Raw genomic sequence first — 22,619 nt, forward strand, 5'->3', positions numbered from 1 at the left:
AAATAAAAAAGGAGAGATTTCAATGAAATTAAACAAAATGGTAGCAGTAGCTTTAGGTGTTGTTCTTACATCATCAACAGTATTATCACAAGTAGAAGTGGCGGATGCAGCATCTAAACATATAGGAAGTACAAAAGCAAAGGAAATTATGTTAAAGAAAGTTCCAGGAGCTAAGATAGTTAAATTTAGATTAGATAATGATAAGACTCCAGAGTACGAAGGAGAATTAACAAAAGGAAGTTATAAGTACGAAATAGATGTAAATGCTAATAGCGGAAAAATAACAGATTACGAAAAGGAAAAAATAAAAAAATCTTCTTCAAAATACATAGGAGAAGCTAAGGCAAAAGAGATAATGTTAAAGAAAGTCCCAGGAGCAGAAATAGTTAAATTTAAATTAGATAAGGATGATACAGCAGAATATGAAGGTGAATTAAGAAAAGGTAACTATGAATATGAAATATCAGTAAATGCTAAAAGTGGAAAAATAACAGAATTTGAAAAAGAAAAAGTAATAACTTCTTCTAAAAAGTTAGTAGGAGAAACTAGAGCAAAAGAGATAATGTTAAAGAAAGTCCCAGGAACAAAAATAGTTAAATTTGAGTTAGATAATGACAAAACACCAGAATATGAAGGCGAACTAAGAAAAGGTAACTATGAATATGAAATAACAGTTAATGCTATGACAGGAAAAATAACAGAATTTGAAAAAGATAATGATTAATAAAAAATAATTTTTAGTGGTAAAATATAAATAATGTCAATAAAAAAACCTTAGAGTGAAGTGAAATTCATTCTAAGGTTTTTAATTTCTAAATATAAAAACTGATAGTTTTAAAAGGAGTATATAAGGTAAAATATATAATATAGATAATTATAAAAATAAAAAGGAATAGGCATATGAAAAAAGAGAGAAGACGCATAATTATTGATTTTGAAGTATTGTCCAAAGGCGGATTTTGGATGTGCTGTATGAAAGATTATAAAACAGAAAAAGAACATATCATCATTAATAATAGAGACGAATTTCTTAGAGTCTTTAATAAAAATAAAGACTCTGTTTGGGTAGGTTATAATATAAAAGGATATGATCAATGGATAATGAAGGCAATAATTGCAGGAATAGATCCTGGTATTATATCAGAAAAGATAATTGAACAAAATATTTCTCCTTATGCAGTAGACAGAAGTTTAAATAGAATTCCCATAAATATTTTTGAATTAAATGACAGTTATAGAAGTTTAAAAGAATTGGAATTATTTATGGGAGAAGATATAAGAGAAAGTACTGTCTCTTTTGATTTAAATAGCTATCCTACAAAAGAAGAAATTGAAGAACTTACTACTTATTGTCTTCATGATGTTAGAATGACTTTTAAAGTATTTCAAGAAGTTTATTACAAATACGAGGCACAACTGGGATTAATAGAATATTTTAACTTAGATGAAAGTATGATGAACAAAACGGAGGCCCAGTTAAGTGCACATATTCTTGGAGCTAAAAAGCCTAATTATCCTAGGGAAGATGTAGCAGACTTTGAAATAATCAATACTATAGAACTTAGCAAGTATAATAATATAAAACAGTGGTATGAAGATTATAATAATAGAGATTTTAAAAAATATCTAAGAGCAAATGTATATGGAGTTGACACAGATTTTGGATGGGGAGGTCTTCATTCTGCAAGAAAAAAATACAAAGGTGAAGATTTTATTGTGAACTCCGATGTTAGTTCATTTTATCCATCTATTATGATAGAATATGAACTTCTTAGTAGAAACGTTCAAAACCCAAGCAAGTTTAAAGAAATAAGAGATACAAGATTTAAATTTAAAAAAGAAAAAAATCCTATAGAAAAATCACTTAAACTTGTACTTAACTCCACATATGGTGCATGTTTAGATGTAAATAATGATTTATATGACCAAAGACAAGGAATAGCTATTTGTGTTAATGGACAGTTATTACTTCTTGATTTAATAGAAAAAGTTGAATTAATATTTGGTGATAGGGCAGAGTTTATACAAGGAAATACAGATGGTATCATGTTTAAATTTAAGTCTAAAGAAGATGTGAACAAATATTTACAGATCTGTCAAGAGTGGAGCGAAAGAACAAAAATGAATTTAGATCATGATTTCATTAGAAAAATAATTCAAAAAGATGTAAATAATTATGTATATGTTAAAGAAGATAATAGCATAAAGAGTAAGGGTGCTTATGTGAAAAAACTAAGTTTAGTAGACAATGATTTATTTATTGTAAATAAAGCTATTAAAGAAAAGTTGATAAATAACGTAGAAATAGAAAAAACGATTAATGATAGTAATGACCTAATGGATTTTCAAAAATGTGTTAAAATCACAGGTAAATATAGTCATGCAGTTTATGGTAGAGAAAATATAAATCTTAAGGTACTTAGAGTATTTGCTAGTAAATCCAGCAGTGACAATGCCATAATGAAAATGAAAAGTGATGGAAAATTAGAAAAGATAAGTTATACTCCTGATAGAGTTTTTATTGATAATCATAGGGTAATTAATAAAGAAATACCGGAGAAGTTAGATAAGTCGTGGTATATTAAATTGGCAAAAGATAGGTTGGAAAGTTTTGTTCCAGAAAATTCATTTACTTTGTTTGACTATTTTAATATGATTTAAACATGAAAAAGAGCCGTATAAAATACGGCTCTTTTATTTGGGCTAGCGTCATACTTATACTAGATGTATAAGTTCCCACTTATGAATATAATTATAAGTTATCCATTCATAAAAGTAAATGGAATTATTTGTAAAATAAGCCGTAATTTAAATAAGATAAGGTTAAAAAACCCTACTCTACTGTGGAATATTATTTAAGATAAAAGAAGGTACGTCTTGGACAGGTATATTTAGAACTGTGGCAAATTCCTCATCTATTAATTTTTCAGCAGTCTTTTTAAAATCTTCATCTGTTTTAGATATTTTTTTCCCAATAGATAATTTCTCTTGTTCGATAAGAGTAATACTTTTTACTACCTGAGCAAGTTCTTCACACTCATTATTTTTTATTACTGATTTAAAGTGCTCACTTCTTTGTCTATCATTTTCAATTTTAAGTACATCTAGATTAGGTATACTTTTTATTATTGATAGTACTTCTTTCTCTGATAGAAGGTGTCTCATAACTACTTTTTTATTGTCGGTAGGAACTTTGATGATAGTATTTTTATCAGAATAAACTGGTTGTATTACATAATAGGATTTACGGCCTATGTAGATATTTTCTTCTTCTACAATATCTAATATTTTACAAACACTCATTGAACCATAAATTACATAATCATTTTTGCTAAACATGTAAGAATCACCCCTTATAATAATAATTTTGATAAATGGGATTAACTTATCAAAACTTTGCGCTATACTTATATTCTATCATACTTTGCATGGTGTATGTAAGATTTATAAAATACACAAAAATAAACCCATGGCTAATTAGCTATAGGTTCATTTTTAGAGAACTTCATAATTAACAATTTTCAAAAGTAGTAGTATCTAAATTAGTATATATAATTCCACTACTTACTCCAAAGAAATTAAGGCTAGAGTCTGCGAAAGAAGGCTCATAGCCTAAATTTAAGCTATTTCTTCGTATCATTTTTCAGTTAAAGCCAAATTATTAGAAGTTGAATTCTCATTCATGTTTAATCCCCGCATTTTAGTTGTTTTGTTTTTATAATATATATTGTATGAGAGGGATGAGTTAATGTCGATTCAAAATTAGAGAATTATGGAAAATTTAAATATTTAAAAAATCCTAAATACAATAAAAAATCAAAAACTATAAAATCTAGATTGTAGATTTAAAGTTTTGGTGATGAGCTCATAATATAATAATGATGTATATAAAAATTCTATTAATAAAAACTAATACTAGATTTAACTGATAGGAGGCAAAAATGAATTGTAAGTGGGTTTCTAATGAAGATAGAAATTTAAAGTGCAGTAGACATGCGGGCTCATCTGGTTATTGTCTTTTTCACAAAGAAAACAAAAATAAAAGAGAAAGAGCTTTATTTGATGCGTATATAAAAAAAGGTGAAATTAGTGATTTTACAGGATTTTGTTTTGAGGATAAATTTTATATTAGTAAAATAGTAAACTTTGAGTATGAAAAATTAAAATTTTGCGAAGCTATATTTAAAGCTGAAGCTAACTTTAGTGATTTTATATTTAAAAATACTGTAGATTTTACAAATGCCCAGTTTGAATCTTACATTTGCTTTAAGCAATCAGCTTTTTTAGGAAACTGTATATTCCATAAAACTATTTTTAATACTAAATATATAAATGAAGAAGTCTTTGAAAAATCAGATTTCAATGGACAGAAACTTATAGTAGAAAAATGTGTTAGCTTTCCTCGTTTAGATGGAATTGTTTTCTCACCATATACAAAATTTATTTTAAAAGATACATATTATAATAAAGAAAGCTCCTTATGTGGTAGAAATAATTATAAGATAGCAAGAATACAGGCAAAAATAACAGAAGATAACGAAAATATTGGTTACTATTATTATAATGAAAGAAATTATGCTAGTAATTTCTTGAAAAGCAAGAAGTACAACGGGTATAGGGACTATTTAGTTAATGATTTTTTTGATTTTTTATCAAAACATTTTATAGGTTATGGAGAAAAGCCTATAAAACTATTATTAATAAGTTTTTCAATTATAAGCTTATTTGCTTTTATATACTTATTTACAGGAATAAAAAGTCTTTACCACGGATTAATAAAAATAAATTTGTTAAATAATACATATTCACTTTATGATTTTGTTACTTTTTATATGGAATCTTGGTATTTTTCCATGATGACATTTAGCACTGTGGGATATGGCGATTTTATTGCCTTTGGTTTATTAAGCAAAATGTTAGTATGTCTAGAAGTTTTTTTAGGAATAACAATACATGCCACATGGACATCTGTATTATTCTCAAGAATGATAAAATAATCCTAGAAAATAATTCAAGATTATTACTCAATTAAAGGGGAAAAATAATTTAGACTAAAATTACCAAGAAGGTGAGAATTTTGAAAAAAGGAGCACAAGTATTACTAGTTTTTCTAATCATTATAAGTATCGTTATTCCTAGTATTTCTTATGGTGAAAATACAAATGTAGACAAGTTTTCCAAGTCATCTATATTAATTGACCAAGACACTGGTAGAGCTTTGTATGAAAAAAATCCTGATGAAAAAAGACCTTTGGCCAGTCTTAGTAAGATGATGACATTTTTAATTGCTATCGAAGCAATTAATAATAAGGAGGTAAATCCTCAAGATATTATTGTTGTGGACAAAGATATAGCAAAAGTAAGAGGATCTTCTTATAAATTAAAAGAAGGAGAAAAGGTACCACTGATAGAGCTTATGAAGGGCTTAATGATAGTATCAGGAAATGATGCAGCAGTAGCAATATCAAAACATATTGGAAAAAGTGAAGAAAAATTTGTAGAGAGAATGAATAAAAGAGCAAAAGAAATAGGGATGACAAATACCTCATTTGTAAATTGTAATGGTCTTCCAATATATAGTTTATCTGATCCTAAAAAGCCACCAAAAGAAAATATCTCTACAGCAAGAGATATTGCAAAATTAGGTAAGTTTATGATGGATAATTATGAAAAAGAAGTGACAGCCATAACAGATATGCAAACTTACACCTATTCAAAAAGAGGTTTTTGTAAAAATAACACCAATGGACTCCTTTCCATAATACCTGAGGTAGATGGAATAAAAACAGGATATACAGGTAATGCAGGATACTGTTTAGCTTTTTCAATGAAAATCGATGAAGATACTAAAAATATAGAAAATAGATTAATAGGGGTATCTCTTGGAGCTAATCATAAAAATAAAAGAATTCAAGCGTGTCTTGCAATGCTTAAGTATGGAAAAGAAAATTTTACTACACAGAAAGTTATGAGTAAAGAAGATTTAATTGGTAAAAAATATTTAAAGGGACTAGAAGAGTTAGAAATTACCTTAGAAAGTGAAGATGATTTAATAATAGTTAAAAAAAATGATGAAAATATAAATACACAACTCACATTTAAGGAGATTAAATTACCTATTAAAAAAGGTGACGTATTAGGTGTAATAAAATACTATAATGATGATGGAGAAATTTTAGGCACTAGTGAAATAGTAAGTAGAGAAGACTTATGTGATATTTCATTAAAAACAAGAATAAAAATTTTGTTTGCAGATTAATATCTAAAGATTAGTTAATAATTATAATGTAAGGTTATATTAAATTATATTGAAATTTATTTTTTCCTATGTTATACTATCAGAGGTGAAAAAATAAAATATAAACATCACACACGGCTATGGGATCCTTAAAAGGTGCCATAAAATGGTTTTTTAGGGAGTTGATCATGCCGGAGGTACAAAACCAAGGAGGTACAATATGTCAGTAATATCAATGAAACAATTATTAGAAGCTGGTGTTCACTTTGGACATCAAACAAGAAGATGGAATCCTAAAATGTCAAGATTCATCTTCACAGAAAGAAACGGAATCTATATAATAGATTTACAAAAAACAGTTAAAAAAGTTGAAGAAGCTTACAAATTCGTTAAAGAAGTAGCTGAAACTGGAAAGCCAATCTTATTCGTAGGAACTAAGAAACAAGCTCAAGAAGCTATAAAAGAAGAAGCTGAAAGATGTGGAATGTTCTTCGTAAACGAAAGATGGTTAGGTGGAATGTTAACTAACCACCAAACAATTCAAACAAGAATTAAAAAATTAAGAGAATTAGAAAAAATGGAAAACGAAGGTGTATTCAACGTTCTTCCTAAAAAAGAAGTTATAAAATTAAACGCTGAAAAAGAAAAATTAGAAAAATACTTAGGCGGAATAAAAGACATGCCTGAATTACCAGGAGCTATATTCGTAGTAGACCCAAGAAAAGAAAATATAGCTATACAAGAAGCTCACAGATTAGGTATACCAGTAGTTGGTATAGTTGATACAAACTGTGATCCAGATGAATTAGATTTACCAATACCAGGAAATGATGATGCTATAAGAGCTGTTAAATTAATAACTGGTGCAATGGCTACTGCTGTAATAGAAGGTAGACAAGGTGCTGAAGAAGAAGTTGTTGAGGAACAAACTCAAGAACAATAAAAAAAAATAAATGGTAAGGGGGGTCCCTTACCATTTAGAATATATAGGAGGAATAATAATGGCTAACATAACTGCACAAATGGTTAAAGAATTAAGAGAAACTACTGGAGCTGGAATGCTTGATTGCAAAAAAGCTTTACAAGAAGCTGAAGCTAACATGGAAAAAGCGATAGATTTATTAAGAGAAAAAGGTTTATCAAAAGCTGCTAAAAAAGCTGATAGAGTTGCTGCTGAAGGTTTAGTAACTATAGAAGTAAATGCTGACAATACTGTTGCTGCAATAGTAGAAGTAAACTCAGAAACTGACTTCGTTGCTAAAAATGAAGATTTCAAAGTATTCGTTAAGGATGCTGCTGAAATGGCATTAGCTACTGAAGCTACTGAAATAGAAGTATTATTAGCTGAAAATCACAAAGAAGGAAAAGCGTTAAAAGACGTATTAAACGATAGAATAGCTAAAATAGGTGAAAAATTAGACTTCAGAAGATTCGAAAAATTAACTACTGAAGGCCAAATAGCTGGATACATACATGGAGCTGGAAAAATAGGTGTTTTAGTTGAATTATTAACTGAAGCAAGAGATGAAAAAGTATTAACAATGGGTAAAGATATAGCTATGCAAGTTGCTGCTATGAACCCAAAATATGTTTCAAGAGATGATGTTGATCAAACTTATATAGCTCATGAAACAGAAGTTTTAACTGCTCAAGCGTTAAACGAAGGAAAACCTGCTAACATAGTTGAGAAAATGGTTAAAGGTAGATTAGAAAAAGAATTAAAAGAAGTTTGCTTGTTAGAACAAACATTCGTAAAAGATTCTGATTTAACTATAAAGAAATTAGTAGCAAACACTGCTAAAGAAGTTGGTTCAGACATACAAGTTGGTAGAGTTGTAAGATTCGAAGTTGGTGAAGGTATAGAAAAGAAAGAAGAAAACTTTGCTGAAGAAGTTGCTAAGCAACTTAAGTAATAGTTAACCAAAAGAGAGCACTTATGTGTTCTCTTTTTTAAAAAATAGAATAAATAATAAAAAATGTATATGAAATGCAAACGGGAGGATTTCTATGGAACCTGAGTACAAAAGAGTATTACTTAAGCTAAGTGGTGAAGCACTAGCTGGTGACAAAGGATTTGGAATAAACAATGAAGTTGTTAATGAGATAGCAGTGGCTATTAAAAAAGTACAAGAAATTGGTGTTGAAGTTGCTGTTGTAGTAGGTGGAGGAAACTTCTGGAGAGGAAGAACTTCTGAAGGTATGGATAGAACAACAGCTGACTACATAGGAATGCTTGCTACAGTTATGAATGCTATGGCTCTTCAGGATGCCTTAGAAAATATAGATGTAGAAACTAGAGTACAAACTGCAATAGAAATGAAAGAAATTGCAGAACCATATATAAGAAGAAAAGCTGTAAGACATTTAGAAAAAGAAAGAGTTGTAATATTTGGTTCGGGAACTGGAAATCCATATTTCTCAACTGATACAGCTGCAGCCTTAAGAGCAGCAGAAATGGAAGCGGAAATAATATTATTAGCTAAAAAAGTTGATGGTGTGTATGATAAAGATCCAGTTTTACATGCTGATGCTAAAAAGTTTAATGAATTATCATATATAGAAGTACTACAAAAGGAATTAAAAGTTATGGACTCAACTGCAACATCTTTATGTATGGATAATAGTATTCCAATAAAGGTATTTGAGCTAACAACAGAGAATATATTAAAAGCAGTGTACGGAGAAAATATAGGAACAATTGTACATTAATTAAAAACTAATTAAACGAAGGAGGAGTAAAAATGAAAGAAGTACAAGACAAATTACAACAACAAATGGACAAAGCAATAGAAGCTCTAAAAAATGAATTTTCAACAATAAGAGCAGGTAGAGCAAATGCACAAATGCTAGATAAATTAAGAGTTGATTATTATGGAACTCCAACTCCTATTAATCAAGTTGGATCTATATCAGTACCAGAACCAAGAACATTAATGATAAACCCTTGGGACAAAAGTGCAATGAAAGAAATAGAAAAAGCTATAAGAAACTCAGATTTAGGGTTTAACCCAACAAATGATGGAGAAGTTATAAGAATATCTGTTCCAGCATTAACTGAAGAAAGAAGAAAAGAACTTTGTAAACAAGCTAAAAAATCTTCAGAAGATTTTAAAGTTAGATTAAGAAACGAAAGAAGAGACGCTAACGACAAACTTAAAAAGTTAGAAAAAGAAGGCGAAATAACTGAGGATGAATTAAAAAAAGCACAAGACAATGTGCAAAAAATGACTGATAAATATATTAAAGAAATAGATGTATTATTAGATGCTAAAGAAAAAGATATAATGGCGGTATAATAACTTTGAAAAAGTACTATGAGCTATTAGGCCTTCCTTTAGATGAAGTTAAAGAATATTTTGATAATAAAGAAATAAAATATACTACAACAATTCTTCAAGGTAAGAAAGATAAGGATAAATTAATTTATCCTAGAGTAATCAAAATTACAGAAAAAGAAAATAACGTAGAGTTATTTGTAACTTACTTTTCTGGCTCCTTAATATAAGGAGTCAGAAATAATATTTGGAGTATGAATATGAAAAACAATTTGTTTTATGATATAGATTTAAACAGAGTTCCAAATCACATCGCAATTATAATGGATGGTAACGGAAGATGGGCTAAAAGTAAGTTTTTACCTAGAACTGCAGGACATAAAGCTGGTGTAGAAACTATAAGAACAGTACTTAGAGAATGTAAGAAGCTAAATGTTAAACATGTTACTTTGTATGCATTTTCAACAGAAAATTGGAAAAGACCTAAATTAGAAGTAGATACATTGATGAATTTATTATCTACTTATTTGAAAAATGAAGTGGCTACATTACATAAAGAAAATGTTAAATTGACAGCTGTAGGAGATATAGATAGTTTACCAAGTCAATGTGTAAAAGAATTAAATAATGGCATAGAATTAACTAAAAATAATACAGGGTGTAATTTAAATTTAGCTTTAAACTATGGCGGAAGATTAGATATAAAAAATGCACTAGTTGATATTATAAAAGATGTTAAAGTTGGTAAAATAAATTTAGATGAAATTGACGAAAATACTATAAGTAATCATTTAAGTACAAAATGCATTCCGGATCCAGATTTAGTAATAAGAACTAGTGGAGAAGAAAGACTTAGTAATTTCTTATTATGGGAAGTTGCATATGCAGAATTTTACTTCACAAATGTTCATTGGCCTGATTTTGATGAAAAAGAGCTCCAAAAAGCTATTTTTACATATCAAAATCGAGATAGAAGATTTGGTGGAATAAAATAAGGAGAATACCTATGAGAACAAGAGTTATAGCAGGATTATTATTAGTTCCATTATTTATCCTTATAATATTTGGAGGAACACCTTTATATATAGGAGAAGCTATAATAATCTCAATTGCCTTAAATGAGTTTTATAAGGCATTTGAACAAAAGGATATTAAGCCATTATATTATATAGGTTATATTTTTTCTATTTATTTACTAATTAAAAACTATCTTCAATTACCAATATCTTATACTTATACATTAATATTTATATTATTCTTAATATCGATAGCACCAATATTAATGGTAAAAAGAAATATTATAGATATAGTAGTTACCTTCTTTGGGATTTTTTATGTGGCAGTACTAATAGACTTTATAGTATTAACTATGGATAACTTCTCAGAAGGAAATATTTATGTTTGGTTAATATTTATTATTGCATTTATGACAGATACATTTGCATATTTTGCAGGCTACTTATTTGGAAAGCATAAACTAATTCCTAAAGTGAGTCCTAAAAAGACTGTAGAAGGAAGTGTGGGAGGCATATTAGGCTCCTCATTAATATGCTTAGTATTTGGGTATTTCTTCAAAATTGATTTAAAAGTAATATTATTTTTAGGTTTCTTTGGAAGTTTAGTTGCTCAATTTGGAGATTTATTTGCCTCGTCAATAAAAAGATATGTTGGAATTAAAGATTATGGGAAATTAATACCAGGACATGGTGGAATACTAGATAGATTTGATAGTGTAATACTAGTTGCACCATTTGTGTATAGTGTAATAACCTTATTTATAAAATGATTTAGCTTCAGTTAGACTGGAGCTTTTTTGTTTATAATTAAAATAAGTCTTGCAAATTTATTATTTGAAATTTTGATGAATATTGCAAATAATAATAGTAATAATGATATAATACATAAGTAAAGACAAATTACAATATATGACTGAGAAAGGAATTTTTTATGAAAAAAATTACTATACTAGGTTCTACAGGATCTATAGGTACTCAAACTTTAGATGTGATTAGAAAAAATAAAGATAAGTTTGAAGTAGTTGCTATTTCTGCAAATAGCAGCGTAGATTTATTATTAGAACAAATATTAGAATTTAATCCTAAATATGTTGCAGTATATAATGAAAAAAGTGCAAACAAATTAAAGAATATGATTCCAAATAATATAGATATAGAAGTGTTAAGTTCTATGGAAGGATTAGTTAAGATATGTGAACTAAAAGAAGTAGATGTTGTCTTAACTGCTGTTGTTGGAATGATAGGACTTGTGCCAACTATGTCTGCAATAAAAGCAAGAAAAACAATAGCTCTTGCAAATAAGGAAACACTAGTTACGGCTGGTGAGATTGTAATGGAAGAAGCAAAGAAAAATAATGTGGAGATTTTGCCAGTTGATAGTGAGCATAGTGCCATATTCCAATGTTTAAATGGAGAAAGAAAAAAAGATGTAGAAAAGATAATATTAACAGCTTCAGGTGGGCCTTTTAGGGGTAAAAAGAAAGAAGAGCTAATTAATGTTACAAAAAATCAAGCTCTTAAACATCCTAACTGGGATATGGGAAGAAAAATAAGTATAGATTCGTCAACGCTTATGAATAAAGGTCTAGAAGTAATAGAAGCTAAGTGGTTATTTGATGTGGATGTGGAAGATATTGATATAGTAGTTCACCCACAAAGTATAATTCACTCCATGGTATCTTTTAAAGATAGTTCAGTGATGGCTCAATTAGGTTGCCCAGATATGAGATTACCAATAGAGTATGCTCTAACTTATCCTAAAAGATCTGAAACAGACTTTGAAAGATTAGATTTAGCTAAAATAGCTACATTAACTTTTGAGAAACCAGATATGGAAACATTCCCTTGTTTACAATTGGCATTTAAAGTATTAAAGTTAGGTGGGACATATCCAACAGTATTAAATGCTGCCAATGAAGTTTTAGTAAATGAATTTTTAGAGGATAAAATTGGATTTTATGACATACCATATTACATAGAAAGAAGTTTAGAGCAGCATAATAATAGAAGTAATCCAACTTTAGAAGATATTTTAGAAGTTGACAAAGAAACTAGACAATTATTATCTAACTTACTTAAATAATAGTATTAGAATTAGGAAGGTGAATATATGACTATAATAGCAGCTTTATTACTTTTTGGAGTAATAATATTAATACATGAATTTGGTCATTTTATTTTTGCAAAGAAAAATGGAATTACAGTTCATGAATTTGCCATAGGTATGGGACCAAAATTATTTGGTAAAGAAAAAAATGGAACTATGTATTCAATTAGGATTTTACCAATAGGTGGATACGTATCTATGGAAGGTGAAGACGAAGACTCAAATAAACCAGGTTCATTTGGGACAAAATCCATACTTCAAAGAGCTAGTGTTATATTTGCAGGACCATTTTTTAACTTAGTTTTAGCCGTGATTTTTTTAATTCCAGTGTTTATTTACATGGGGTCTCCAACAACTACTTTAGAAATATTGGACAATACACCAGCGGCTAAGGCAAATTTACAATCTGGAGATATAGTAAAAAGTGTAAATGGAGAAGAAATTAATTCATGGAATGAGTTTACTAAAATAATATCCTCATCTAATGGAGGAGAATTAAACATTACTGTTGATAGAAACGATAAAACAGTAAAAGTAAATGTTATGCCAGAAAAAAACGAAGATGGAACATACAAGATAGGTGTAACCTATAAAAAAGATAGAAACATAGTTAATGCAATAAAGCAATCATTTATACAGACTGGACAAATGACAATGCAAATGATAACTTTCTTAAAACAAATGATAACAGGAACTGTGCCTGGTGGACTTACAAATTCTGTTGCAGGACCAGTTGGAGTAATTAGTATAGTCTCAGGGGCAGCTAAGACAGGTATATTGAATTTATTATATCTAGGCTCTATAATAAGTTTAAACCTTGGAATAATAAATCTAGTTCCATTCCCTGCGTTAGATGGAGGAAGATTATTATTACTTTTCATTGAATGGATAAGAGGTGGAAAGAAAATAAATCCAGACAAAGAAGCCATGATCAATATGATAGGTTTCTGTGCATTAATGGCATTCATGGTTTTCATCACTTATAATGATGTAACTAAATTATTTAAAGGAGTAATTAAATTCTAAATAGATAAATAGAAGGTGAAGTTTTGAGTTATAATAGAAAAAAAACAAGAGAAGTATCTCTAGGTAATATAAAAATTGGAGGAAATAATCCAATTGCAGTTCAGTCTATGACAACAACAGATACTAGAGATGCTGTGAAAACAATAGAACAAATAAAAAGATTAGAAGAAGCAGGATGTGACGCAGTAAGAGTTGCTGTTCCTGATATGGAAGCTGCTGAAAATTTAGGTAAAATAAAAGCAGGAATACATATACCTTTAATTGCAGATATACATTTTGACTACAAGTTAGCTTTAAAAGCTATAGAAGAAGGCGTAGACGGTATTAGAATAAATCCAGGGAATATTGGAAGTATTGATAGAGTGAAAGCAGTAGTTGAAAAATGTAAAGAAAGAAATTTGAAAATAAGAATTGGAGTAAATGGTGGTTCTTTAGAAAAACATTTATTAGAAAAATATGGCCATGCCACACCAGAAGCTCTTGTTGAAAGTGCATTAGCACATATTAAGATTCTAGAAGACTTAGATTTTTATAACATAGTTATATCTTTAAAATCTTCAGACATATACACTGCAGTAGAAGCTTATACTCTTATGAGTGAAAAAGTTGATTATCCTCTTCACTTAGGTATAACTGAAGCTGGTGGAATTAAAAAAGGAACAATTAAATCATCTATAGGTGTTGGTTCACTTTTAATGAATGGAATTGGTGATACGATAAGAATTTCATTAACAGGAGATCCTGTAGAAGAAGTTCATGTAGGTAAAGATATACTTAGAAGTTTAAATTTATTAAATGATAAAATAAAAATAGTATCTTGTCCAACTTGTGGAAGATGTAATATTGATTTAATAAGTGTAGCAAATGAAGTAGAAGAAAAAATAAAAGATATAAATAAAAATATGACAGTAGCTATTATGGGATGTGCTGTTAACGGTCCTGGTGAAGCTAGAGAAGCTGATATAGGCATTGCTGGTGGACAAGGAGAAGGTCTTTTATTTAAAAAAGGTGAAATAGTTAGAAAAATAAAAGGCGATTCATTAGTAGAAGAGTTACTAGAAGAAATAAATAAATTTGATAAATAGAATCTGTAAAAGACGAACTTTAATTAGTTCGTCTTTTTTTATTTTAGAAATGCATTTTAATATGAATTTAATTAAAAATTTTACTAAATTGTTGAATGTGAAGAAGAGGAGTGGTACAATATATGATAAACAACTTATAAATATAAATAAGTTGTTTGTTTAGGAGGGGAGATATTATGATAGAAATAAAAAACATATCTAAAAAAGTAGGGAAGAAAACTATATTAGATGATGTTTCCTTGAAAATAGAGGATGGCAGTTTTGTTGTTCTAATAGGGCCTAGTGGTTGTGGTAAAACTACTACATTAAAATTAATAAATAAGTTAATTGAGCCTACAAAAGGAGAAATCTTCATAAATGGTACGCCTATATCTAAGGAAAGTCCCATAAAGTTAAGAAGAAATATTGGCTATGTAATACAAAGTATAGGATTATTTCCTCATATGACAATAAAAGAAAATATAGAATTAATTCCAAAATTAAAAAAACAAAAAAACGACGAAGAGATTGAAGAAAAAACAATAGAGTTGATGAACATGGTAGGCTTAGATCCTAAAGAGTTTTTGGATAAATATCCAAGTGAACTTAGTGGTGGTCAGCAACAAAGGATAGGGCTTGTAAGAGCTATTGCAACTGATGCAGAAATTATTTTAATGGATGAACCTTTTAGTGCATTGGACCCAATAACTCGTACTCAACTACAAGAATGGTTATACTCACTTCAAGAAGAATTAAAGAAAACTATTATATTTGTTACTCATGATATGGATGAGGCATTAAAATTGGCAGACAAAATATGTATTATGAAAGATGGAAAAGTTCAGCAATATGATACAGTAGAAAATTTACTAAGAAATCCCGTTAATGAATTTGTTAAAAACTTTATAGGTAGTGATAGATTGTGGAATGCGCCAGAATACATTAAGGCCAGAGACATAATGATTAAAAATCCTATAAGTGTAAAAAGATCAAGAACTGTTATACAAGGTATGGAAATTATGAGAACAAACAAAGTAGACAGTTTATTAGTCGTTGATAAAGACGAAAATTTCCTTGGTATCGTAACAATAAAAGAACTAAGAAGAAATGGTATTCAAAATCATTACTTAAGTGAGATTATGAATAATGAACCTGTATTTGTATATGATGATAACAATTTAGTTGAAATATTAGAAGTAATGAATAGAGAGGGTATTGGTCATGTGCCTGTAGTCACGCGTTATAATAAGTTAGCAGGTCTGATAACAAGAAGTAGTTTACTTTCTGTTTTAAGTGAGCAATTCCTTGAAATGGAGGTGAGTGTACTTGACTAATTTTATAAATTATTTATCAGCACAAAAGGGTCAAATTATATCTTTGTTAATACAACATATTCAATTGACAGTAGTAGCAATTGTTGTAGCTATAATTATTGGTATACCTCTTGGAATATTAGTTTCGAAGAATGAAAAACTTAGAAAGTATATTATAGGTATAATAAATGTGTTTCAAGCAATACCATCCATGGCACTACTTGGATTATTAGTTCCGGTACTAGGAATTGGAAGTAAACCTGCCATAATGATGGTTGTATTGTATTCTCTGTTACCTATAGTAAAAAATACTACAACAGGAATTCTTGGCATAGATAAAAATATAATTGAATCTGCTACAGGAATTGGTCTTACTTCAAAGCAAATTTTATATAAAATACAGTTGCCTTTAGCTCTTCCAATAATTATGGCAGGGATAAGAATTTCAGCAGTAACTGCCGTTGGACTTATGACTTTAGCAGCATTTATAGGAGCAGGCGGCCTTGGTTATTTAGTATTCTCTGGTGTTCAAACTGTTAATAATATAATGATTCTAGCAGGTGCTATTCCAGCTTGTATCTTAGCTCTTACAGTGGATTACATATTCTCAAGAGTGGAAAAAGCTGTTATGAGCAAATATTCATCTCAAAAATCATCTAATGAAAAAAGAAAAAGTACTCATACTGGTCTAAAAGTGTGCACAGCTATAGTTGTAGTGGTGATATTGGTTTCATCAATAGTGCCTAGCTTTGGGCAAAAAGATACTATAGTAGTAGGTTCAAAGGATTACACAGAGGGTCTTATACTTGGAAATATGTATGCGGATTTACTAGAAGAGTATACTGATTACAATATTGAGAGAAAATTAAATATGGGTACAACAGTTCTTTGGAGCTCCATAGTAAGTGGTGAAGTTGATATGTGTGCTGATTATACAGGAACTATTTTAATGAATATTATGAAAGAAGAAGCAACAGGAGATGCTAATGAAGTGTATAATCGAGTAAAAGATCATCTTGATAAAGAATATGGTATTAAAGTATTAGATCCTATTGGTTTTAATAATACTTATACTTTAGCAATGGATTCTGAAGTTGCTAAGAAATACAATATAGAGACTTATTCTGATTTAATTAAACATTCAGAAGGCCTTGTATTTTCACCAACATTAGCATTCCAAAATAGAGAAGACGGTTTACCTGGATTACAGAAATATTATAATATGAAATTTAAAGAAATTAAAAGTATGGATGGAGCTTTAAGATATCAAGCCTTAAAAAGAGGAGATGCTCAAGTAATAGATGCATTTTCTACTGATGGATTATTAAAGAAATTCAATTTGAAAGTGTTAGAAGATGATAAAGAATTTTTCCCACCTTATTATGCTGTACCATTAGTTAGGGAAGATTTAATAGCAAAATACCCTGAAACAGAGGAAGTTTTAAATAAACTGAGTGGTGTAATAAATGAAGAGGAAATGATTGAATTAAACTATAAGGTTGACGAAGAAGGTCAAACTCCAGAAAAAGTAGCTCATGATTATTTAGTAGAAAAAAATTTAATAAAAGATTAATTATAATTTGCCCTTCTAAGTTTTATCTTAGAAGGGCTTTATAATGGGCAAAAAACTAAATAATTCTTTGAATAATAAATCAATGAGTACAAAATATATTAATATGAAATTAATAAATAATAAAGTACATAGGATATATGTAATGAAAATAAATTAAATGTAAATGAAGCAATTTAAATAAAATATTTAGGAGCAAAAATATGATTAAAGTATCTAAAAGGGATGGAACAATAGAAAAATTTGATAAAAGAAAAATTTTTAATGCAGTATATAAATCTTCAATCAATAGTAAGTTTGGTACAGATATAGAATTGGCTCATGCTATAGCCAAAATGATTGAAGAAAAAATACAAAATAAAGAAATAGAAGCAACAGTAGAAAACATACAAGATGAAGTAGAAGACTTATTAATGTCATCGAATAGAAAAGATATTGCTAAAAAATATATTATTTATAGAGATAGAAGAACTGAAATTAGAAATTCCAAGTGGAATATGGATGAGTTACAAAAGTCTATTTGGAAAAATAAATATCAGTATAAAGATGAAAGTTTCAATGAATGGGTAGCTAGAATTAGTGGTGGGAATCCTAAAATTGCAAAATTAATAAGAGAAAGAAAATTTTTATTTGCAGGAAGAATTTTAGCAAATAGAGGTTTGTATAGAGATAATATAAAGGTTACTTATTCTAATTGCTATGTATTAGAACCACCAGAAGATAATATAGAGAGCATATTTGATACAGCTAAAAATTTAGCAAGAACTTTTTCTTATGGTGGAGGTGTGGGAATAGATATTTCCAAACTTAGACCAAATGGAGCAGCAGTTCACAATGCAGCAAAAACCACATCAGGTGCTGTATCATTTATGGATTTATATTCAATGACAACAGGGCTTATAGGGCAAAATGGACGACGTGGTGCACTTATGATTTCCATGGATATAAGTCATCCTGATATTGAAGAATTTATAGATGTGAAAACTGACTTAGAAAAAATTACTAAGGCAAACATATCTGTAAGAATAAGTGATGAATTTATGGAAGCGGTTAAAAATAAAGAAACATATACTTGCAAATTTGTAGTGGAAGCAACGAAAGAAGAAATAATAAAAGAAGTTAATGCTTATGATTTATTTATGAAATTAGTGAAAAATAATTGGGACTATGCAGAACCAGGAATGTTATTTTGGGACAACATAAGTAAATATCACTTATTAAGTGAAGATAAAAAGTTTAAACATGATGGCGTAAATCCTTGTGCAGAAGAGCCTCTTCCAGCAGGTGGAAGCTGTTTACTTGGTTCCATAAACTTATCGGAATTTGTTGTGGAACCATTTACAGATAATGCCATATTCGATATGGAAAAATTCAAAGCTTGTGTAGAAGATTGTATACTAGGATTAAACGAGGTTTTAGAAGAAGGACTTTCTCTTCATCCACTAAAACAACAACAAAAGAGTGTTTCTGAATATAGACAAATAGGTCTTGGTGTTATGGGCATAGCTGATATGCTTATAAAATTAAATATTAGATATGGTTCAAAAGAATCAATTAATCTATGTAATGAAATTTCAAAAAATATGTTAAATAGCGCAGTGAAAAAATCAGCCTTATTATCAAAAGAAAGAGGGCCTTTTGAAAAATACAATGAAGAAAAAGTGTTTAAATCACCTTTCTTTATAAATAACATAAATGAAGATGTTAAAGAATTAGTAAAGAAATATGGGATTAGAAATTCACAAATATTAACTATACCACCAACAGGTTCCATATCTACCATGCTTGGCATAAGTGGAGGAATAGAGCCTATATTTAATATTTCATACACAAGAAAAACAGAAACACTTCACTCACAGGATGTTTACTACAAAGTATATACTCCAATAGTAAAAGAATACATGAATTTAAAAGATATTACTGATGAAAATGAACTGCCAGATATATTTGTAACAGCTATGAGCCTCAAGCCAGAAGAAAGAATAGATATGCAAGGAGTTTGGCAAAAGCATATTGATGCATCCATATCATCAACTATAAACTTACCTTATGAGGTCACAATAGAAGATGTTTATAATATTTATATGTCTGCTTGGGAAAATAAGCTTAAAGGTATAACAGTATACAGAGATGGCTGTGAGAGAAGTGGTGTATTATTAAATGATAAAAAAGATAAAAAGAAGAAAGAAGAAAAAATAGAAAAGTTTGAAGAATATCATATTGAAGAAGGTCATGAAAAATTTATTTGTCCAGAGTGTGGAAATGAATCTATTATTCCAACAGGTGGTTGTACAATATGCCTTCAATGTGGTTATAGTAAATGTAACTAAAGAAAAAACAGTTGTTATGCAAATAACAACTGTTTTTTCTTATTTATTCAAAATGAAAAGTTTAAAGTATTTTAAACTTATAAGGGACTATGCCAATTTATATTATCTCCTATAGATGTATCTAATACAAATCCAGCCATATTTATTCTTTTTTCTATGCAATTTCTACATTCAGCAGCCTCATCACCCATGCAAATTTTATTATCATACAAAGCGTATTTAGAACGAACATCTGTAGGAGAAAGGTTTGGCATAACTACATTACATCCAGCATTTAAACCTGCTTCGCGCCCCTTTGGATTAATAGTACCAAGTGCAGTAGTTGCAGGTAGAAGCACAGATGGAAGTAAAAGTCGCGTAAGAGCTAAAACAATAATAGATTTTTCAAGAGAGCCAGTAGGTTCATCTTTAAAAATAGTATCATGATGAGGAATAAAAGGACCGATACCAACCATTTCTGGATTTAAATCTTTTAAAAAAATTAGATCTTCAGCTATATTTTCATTAGTTTGGTATGGAGAATCAACCATTAATCCTGCACCAACTTGATATCCAATTTCTTTTAAATCTCTAAGACAATTAATTCTATTTGATAATCTTAAATTTTTAGGATGTAGCTTTTTATAATGTTCTTCTGTTGCAGTTTCATGCCTTAACAAATATCTATCAGCTCCAGCGTGAAAAAACTTTTTATAAGAGTCATAAGATTTTTCACCTATAGACAAGGTTATAGCACAATCATCATATTTATATTTTATTGATTTTATAATTTCAACAATTTTATCATCAGTAAAATAATTATCTTCCCCACCTTGTAATACAAAAGTTCTATATCCTAATTTATATCCTAAATCTGCACATTCCATAATTTGTTCTAAACTTAGTCGATATCTAGAAATATTTTTGTTTGAACATCTTATACCGCAGTAGTAGCAATCATTTTTACAGTAGTTTGTAAATTCGATTAAACCCCTCATATATACCTTATTATCATAAAACTTCTTTCTAGTAGCTACAGCTTTTTCACATAAATAATCAACTTCATAACTCTTAATATTATCAAGTATATAGAGAATTTCATTTTTGTTTAATAAATTTTCTTCATATAGTTTGTCAATTAACTTTATTATATTCATATTTTCCTCCTAATATTTTCATATGAATTCAACAAATAATGCTCAATTTTTAATTAAAAAGAGACAACAAAAGTACATAATTAACTATTATTTTAAATAAAATAAAGTTAAGTTTAATCTAATAAGATCCACTTATAATTTAAGAAAATACAATTTTACAATAAAAAAACTTTTCTCAAAAGCAATTAAACTAATGAAAGAAAAGTTAGTATTTTTGTAAATAAAGTTATGTACTGATATAAACTAATTTCCTTACAGATCAGTTAATACTTTTCTGGTAGGTAGTAAATTTTGATTAAATTATATCTAAAGAAAATCTCTAAATACAATTATTAAAAACATATATAAAAAGTATAGTATGAAAGTAAATAAAAATCCATAATTATTTTAAAAAAGATACTTTAAAATAGCTTGCATAAGAGAAATATGTTTAAAAAATATAAAAAATACTAATTTTATTAACAGTATTTGTTTTTTTGATCAAAGAATTAATAAGGGGAACTAATAAAAGAAATTAATATTACTTATGTAATATTAAAAATAACTACTAAGCTTTAAACTTAGTAGTTATTTTTATAATAAATCTAAGAGTTTGACTCTTCTAATTCTTTTAAATATACAGTATATCCGATAGCAGCACCCAAATAACCTAGTACTTTTACTAAGGAAAAAACAGTAATAATCCTCAATCCATTATTACTATTTTCATTAAATATCTCAAAATTAGGACTATTGTCAGATGGGTCTGAAGCAACTATACCTAATCCTAACTTATAATCTATTAAGTTATCGCTTGCAAATATAATAATAGCAATTAAAAATATTATACTTACCGCTTGGGCTATTGCTGCAGATTTTAGTTTATTATCGAGTACAATTGAATTATATTCTTCTACACTTGATGCAGACTCGAGTATGGCTTTTTCAGAATAGTTATACTCAATAAAGTTAAGAAAACATCCAATCATAAAAAGTATAGTGGCAAATCTTCCATTTTGAAGAAGTTTTATTTGAATGTTTGTTTCATCAGATAGATTTTTTTTACTAATCCTGGATTTAGATGATGCCATATTTTAACCTCCACAAATTATAGCGTTAAATAAATAGTTATAAATATTATATGATTACTATATTAAGATAATGTTTATTATAAATATATTTTAGTTATAATAATTTAATACATTTTTTCAAATAATAGAAAATTTTAAAAAAACTTCCTCTATTATTTATTGTTTGGGATATGTTAAATCTTTATGATAATATTAATTTAGATAAAGTAATTAGAATATTATCATATGACATAATTGCTAGATTTTTATTTGAAAGACGCTGATCATGTAATAGTTGAATCTATCAATTTAGACAAAAACAAGAATAGCTTTTATTATAAAAGATGATACAATTATAGAGATTTTTGAAGAAAAATAAATTTTACATAAATTACATAATTTTACATATAATTCTTTTGTTTTAGAAAATTATTCTATACAAATAAAAAAATAAAAAATAGAGATAATAATATTTAAAGACATAACTTAAATGGA

21 protein-coding genes are annotated in these 22,619 nt (G+C 28.3%); 17 read left to right on the plus strand and 4 right to left on the minus strand.

Features of this window, described 5'->3' with window-relative positions; genetic code table 11:
• Positions 1 to 22 precede the first annotated feature (22 nt).
• Both K0039_RS06400 and K0039_RS06405 read left to right on the plus strand, forming a co-directional pair.
• Positions 23 to 724: a PepSY domain-containing protein gene (locus tag K0039_RS06400; RefSeq protein WP_228104228.1), complete on the plus strand. Its 702-nt coding sequence runs from the start codon at positions 23 to 25 to the stop codon at positions 722 to 724.
• 176 nt (positions 725 to 900) lie between these two features.
• Entirely contained in the window at positions 901 to 2,661 is a 1,761-nt protein-coding gene (locus K0039_RS06405; RefSeq protein WP_228104229.1) for a hypothetical protein, read from the plus strand.
• Between the two features lie 177 nt (positions 2,662 to 2,838).
• Here K0039_RS06405 and K0039_RS06410 read toward each other — a convergent pair whose 3' ends face one another.
• Together K0039_RS06410 and K0039_RS21955 are read right to left on the minus strand one after the other, a co-directional pair.
• Positions 2,839 to 3,339, minus strand: coding sequence for a CarD family transcriptional regulator (locus K0039_RS06410; protein WP_228104230.1), 501 nt, complete (start codon positions 3,337 to 3,339; stop codon positions 2,839 to 2,841).
• A 172-nt stretch (positions 3,340 to 3,511) separates the two neighbouring features.
• Positions 3,512 to 3,640: a hypothetical protein gene (locus tag K0039_RS21955; RefSeq protein ID WP_265589434.1), complete on the minus strand. Its 129-nt coding sequence runs from the start codon at positions 3,638 to 3,640 to the stop codon at positions 3,512 to 3,514.
• 301 nt (positions 3,641 to 3,941) lie between these two features.
• Between K0039_RS21955 and K0039_RS06415 the strand changes: the two genes are divergently transcribed.
• The 15 genes from K0039_RS06415 to K0039_RS06485 all read left to right on the plus strand — a co-directional run bounded on the left by K0039_RS06415 (position 3,942) and on the right by K0039_RS06485 (position 19,939).
• Positions 3,942 to 4,997, plus strand: coding sequence for a potassium channel family protein (locus K0039_RS06415; protein WP_228104231.1), 1,056 nt, complete (start codon positions 3,942 to 3,944; stop codon positions 4,995 to 4,997).
• An 80-nt stretch (positions 4,998 to 5,077) separates the two neighbouring features.
• Positions 5,078 to 6,259 carry a D-alanyl-D-alanine carboxypeptidase family protein gene (locus tag K0039_RS06420; protein WP_265589435.1) on the plus strand — a complete coding sequence of 394 codons (1,182 nt, stop codon included), beginning with the start codon at positions 5,078 to 5,080 and terminating at the stop codon, positions 6,257 to 6,259.
• Between the two features lie 199 nt (positions 6,260 to 6,458).
• Complete coding sequence (gene rpsB, locus K0039_RS06425) at positions 6,459 to 7,181, plus strand: 30S ribosomal protein S2 (protein ID WP_228104233.1); 723 nt, start codon at positions 6,459 to 6,461, stop codon at positions 7,179 to 7,181.
• A gap of 58 nt (positions 7,182 to 7,239) precedes the next feature.
• The gene (gene tsf, locus K0039_RS06430) at positions 7,240 to 8,151 is read left to right on the plus strand and encodes a translation elongation factor Ts (RefSeq protein WP_228104234.1); all 912 of its coding nucleotides are present in this window, start codon (positions 7,240 to 7,242) and stop codon (positions 8,149 to 8,151) included.
• A gap of 94 nt (positions 8,152 to 8,245) precedes the next feature.
• Positions 8,246 to 8,947, plus strand: coding sequence for a UMP kinase (gene pyrH, locus K0039_RS06435; protein WP_228104235.1), 702 nt, complete (start codon positions 8,246 to 8,248; stop codon positions 8,945 to 8,947).
• A 32-nt stretch (positions 8,948 to 8,979) separates the two neighbouring features.
• Positions 8,980 to 9,534 (plus strand): ribosome recycling factor, encoded by a 555-nt coding sequence (frr, locus tag K0039_RS06440; protein WP_228104236.1) that lies wholly within the window; start codon positions 8,980 to 8,982, stop codon positions 9,532 to 9,534.
• Between the two features lie 5 nt (positions 9,535 to 9,539).
• Positions 9,540 to 9,743, plus strand: coding sequence for a hypothetical protein (locus K0039_RS06445; RefSeq protein ID WP_228104237.1), 204 nt, complete (start codon positions 9,540 to 9,542; stop codon positions 9,741 to 9,743).
• A 30-nt stretch (positions 9,744 to 9,773) separates the two neighbouring features.
• Positions 9,774 to 10,508 carry an undecaprenyl pyrophosphate synthase gene (gene uppS / locus K0039_RS06450; RefSeq protein ID WP_228104238.1) on the plus strand — a complete coding sequence of 245 codons (735 nt, stop codon included), beginning with the start codon at positions 9,774 to 9,776 and terminating at the stop codon, positions 10,506 to 10,508.
• Between the two features lie 11 nt (positions 10,509 to 10,519).
• Positions 10,520 to 11,299, plus strand: a complete 780-nt coding sequence (locus K0039_RS06455; RefSeq protein ID WP_228104239.1) for a phosphatidate cytidylyltransferase — start codon at positions 10,520 to 10,522, stop codon at positions 11,297 to 11,299.
• Between the two features lie 161 nt (positions 11,300 to 11,460).
• Positions 11,461 to 12,612 carry a 1-deoxy-D-xylulose-5-phosphate reductoisomerase gene (locus tag K0039_RS06460; protein ID WP_228104240.1) on the plus strand — a complete coding sequence of 384 codons (1,152 nt, stop codon included), beginning with the start codon at positions 11,461 to 11,463 and terminating at the stop codon, positions 12,610 to 12,612.
• A 27-nt stretch (positions 12,613 to 12,639) separates the two neighbouring features.
• The gene (rseP, locus tag K0039_RS06465; RefSeq protein ID WP_228104241.1) at positions 12,640 to 13,662 is read left to right on the plus strand and encodes an RIP metalloprotease RseP; all 1,023 of its coding nucleotides are present in this window, start codon (positions 12,640 to 12,642) and stop codon (positions 13,660 to 13,662) included.
• 23 nt (positions 13,663 to 13,685) lie between these two features.
• Positions 13,686 to 14,747, plus strand: a complete 1,062-nt coding sequence (gene ispG, locus K0039_RS06470) for a flavodoxin-dependent (E)-4-hydroxy-3-methylbut-2-enyl-diphosphate synthase (RefSeq protein ID WP_228104242.1) — start codon at positions 13,686 to 13,688, stop codon at positions 14,745 to 14,747.
• A 176-nt stretch (positions 14,748 to 14,923) separates the two neighbouring features.
• A complete protein-coding gene (locus K0039_RS06475; RefSeq protein WP_228104243.1) occupies positions 14,924 to 16,060 on the plus strand; it encodes an ABC transporter ATP-binding protein in 1,137 nt (378 codons plus the stop codon).
• Entirely contained in the window at positions 16,053 to 17,612 is a 1,560-nt protein-coding gene (locus K0039_RS06480) for an ABC transporter permease/substrate-binding protein (protein ID WP_228104244.1), read from the plus strand. Before K0039_RS06475 ends, K0039_RS06480 begins: the two co-directional genes overlap by 8 nt.
• Positions 17,613 to 17,812: 200 nt before the next feature.
• Positions 17,813 to 19,939, plus strand: a complete 2,127-nt coding sequence (locus K0039_RS06485; protein ID WP_228104245.1) for an adenosylcobalamin-dependent ribonucleoside-diphosphate reductase — start codon at positions 17,813 to 17,815, stop codon at positions 19,937 to 19,939.
• A 77-nt stretch (positions 19,940 to 20,016) separates the two neighbouring features.
• Here the strand turns inward: K0039_RS06485 and hydE are convergent, their stop codons facing one another.
• Positions 20,017 to 21,075 (minus strand): [FeFe] hydrogenase H-cluster radical SAM maturase HydE, encoded by a 1,059-nt coding sequence (gene hydE, locus K0039_RS06490; RefSeq protein WP_265589436.1) that lies wholly within the window; start codon positions 21,073 to 21,075, stop codon positions 20,017 to 20,019.
• A gap of 584 nt (positions 21,076 to 21,659) precedes the next feature.
• Positions 21,660 to 22,145 carry a hypothetical protein gene (locus K0039_RS06495; RefSeq protein WP_228104246.1) on the minus strand — a complete coding sequence of 162 codons (486 nt, stop codon included), beginning with the start codon at positions 22,143 to 22,145 and terminating at the stop codon, positions 21,660 to 21,662.
• Positions 22,146 to 22,619 lie beyond the last annotated feature (474 nt).

The sequence above is a fragment of the Terrisporobacter mayombei genome (assembly GCF_020748465.1).
Taxonomy (GTDB): Bacteria; Bacillota; Clostridia; order Peptostreptococcales; family Peptostreptococcaceae; genus Terrisporobacter; species Terrisporobacter mayombei.

What these genes read in the sequence shown, in the direction of transcription:
- hydE (WP_265589436.1), bottom strand. Translation starts at nt 21,075, where the DNA reads ATGAATATAATAAAGTTAATTGACAAACTATATGAAGAAAATTTATTA.
- rseP (WP_228104241.1), top strand. Translation starts at nt 12,640, where the DNA reads ATGACTATAATAGCAGCTTTATTACTTTTTGGAGTAATAATATTAATA.
- K0039_RS06455 (WP_228104239.1), top strand. Translation starts at nt 10,520, where the DNA reads ATGAGAACAAGAGTTATAGCAGGATTATTATTAGTTCCATTATTTATC.
- K0039_RS06485 (WP_228104245.1), top strand. Translation starts at nt 17,813, where the DNA reads ATGATTAAAGTATCTAAAAGGGATGGAACAATAGAAAAATTTGATAAA.
- K0039_RS06400 (WP_228104228.1), top strand. Translation starts at nt 23, where the DNA reads ATGAAATTAAACAAAATGGTAGCAGTAGCTTTAGGTGTTGTTCTTACA.
- frr (WP_228104236.1), top strand. Translation starts at nt 8,980, where the DNA reads ATGAAAGAAGTACAAGACAAATTACAACAACAAATGGACAAAGCAATA.
- K0039_RS21955 (WP_265589434.1), bottom strand. Translation starts at nt 3,640, where the DNA reads ATGATACGAAGAAATAGCTTAAATTTAGGCTATGAGCCTTCTTTCGCA.
- K0039_RS06460 (WP_228104240.1), top strand. Translation starts at nt 11,461, where the DNA reads ATGAAAAAAATTACTATACTAGGTTCTACAGGATCTATAGGTACTCAA.
- K0039_RS06405 (WP_228104229.1), top strand. Translation starts at nt 901, where the DNA reads ATGAAAAAAGAGAGAAGACGCATAATTATTGATTTTGAAGTATTGTCC.
- uppS (WP_228104238.1), top strand. Translation starts at nt 9,774, where the DNA reads ATGAAAAACAATTTGTTTTATGATATAGATTTAAACAGAGTTCCAAAT.
- tsf (WP_228104234.1), top strand. Translation starts at nt 7,240, where the DNA reads ATGGCTAACATAACTGCACAAATGGTTAAAGAATTAAGAGAAACTACT.
- K0039_RS06415 (WP_228104231.1), top strand. Translation starts at nt 3,942, where the DNA reads ATGAATTGTAAGTGGGTTTCTAATGAAGATAGAAATTTAAAGTGCAGT.
- K0039_RS06410 (WP_228104230.1), bottom strand. Translation starts at nt 3,339, where the DNA reads ATGTTTAGCAAAAATGATTATGTAATTTATGGTTCAATGAGTGTTTGT.
- rpsB (WP_228104233.1), top strand. Translation starts at nt 6,459, where the DNA reads ATGTCAGTAATATCAATGAAACAATTATTAGAAGCTGGTGTTCACTTT.
- pyrH (WP_228104235.1), top strand. Translation starts at nt 8,246, where the DNA reads ATGGAACCTGAGTACAAAAGAGTATTACTTAAGCTAAGTGGTGAAGCA.
- K0039_RS06475 (WP_228104243.1), top strand. Translation starts at nt 14,924, where the DNA reads ATGATAGAAATAAAAAACATATCTAAAAAAGTAGGGAAGAAAACTATA.
- K0039_RS06495 (WP_228104246.1), bottom strand. Translation starts at nt 22,145, where the DNA reads ATGGCATCATCTAAATCCAGGATTAGTAAAAAAAATCTATCTGATGAA.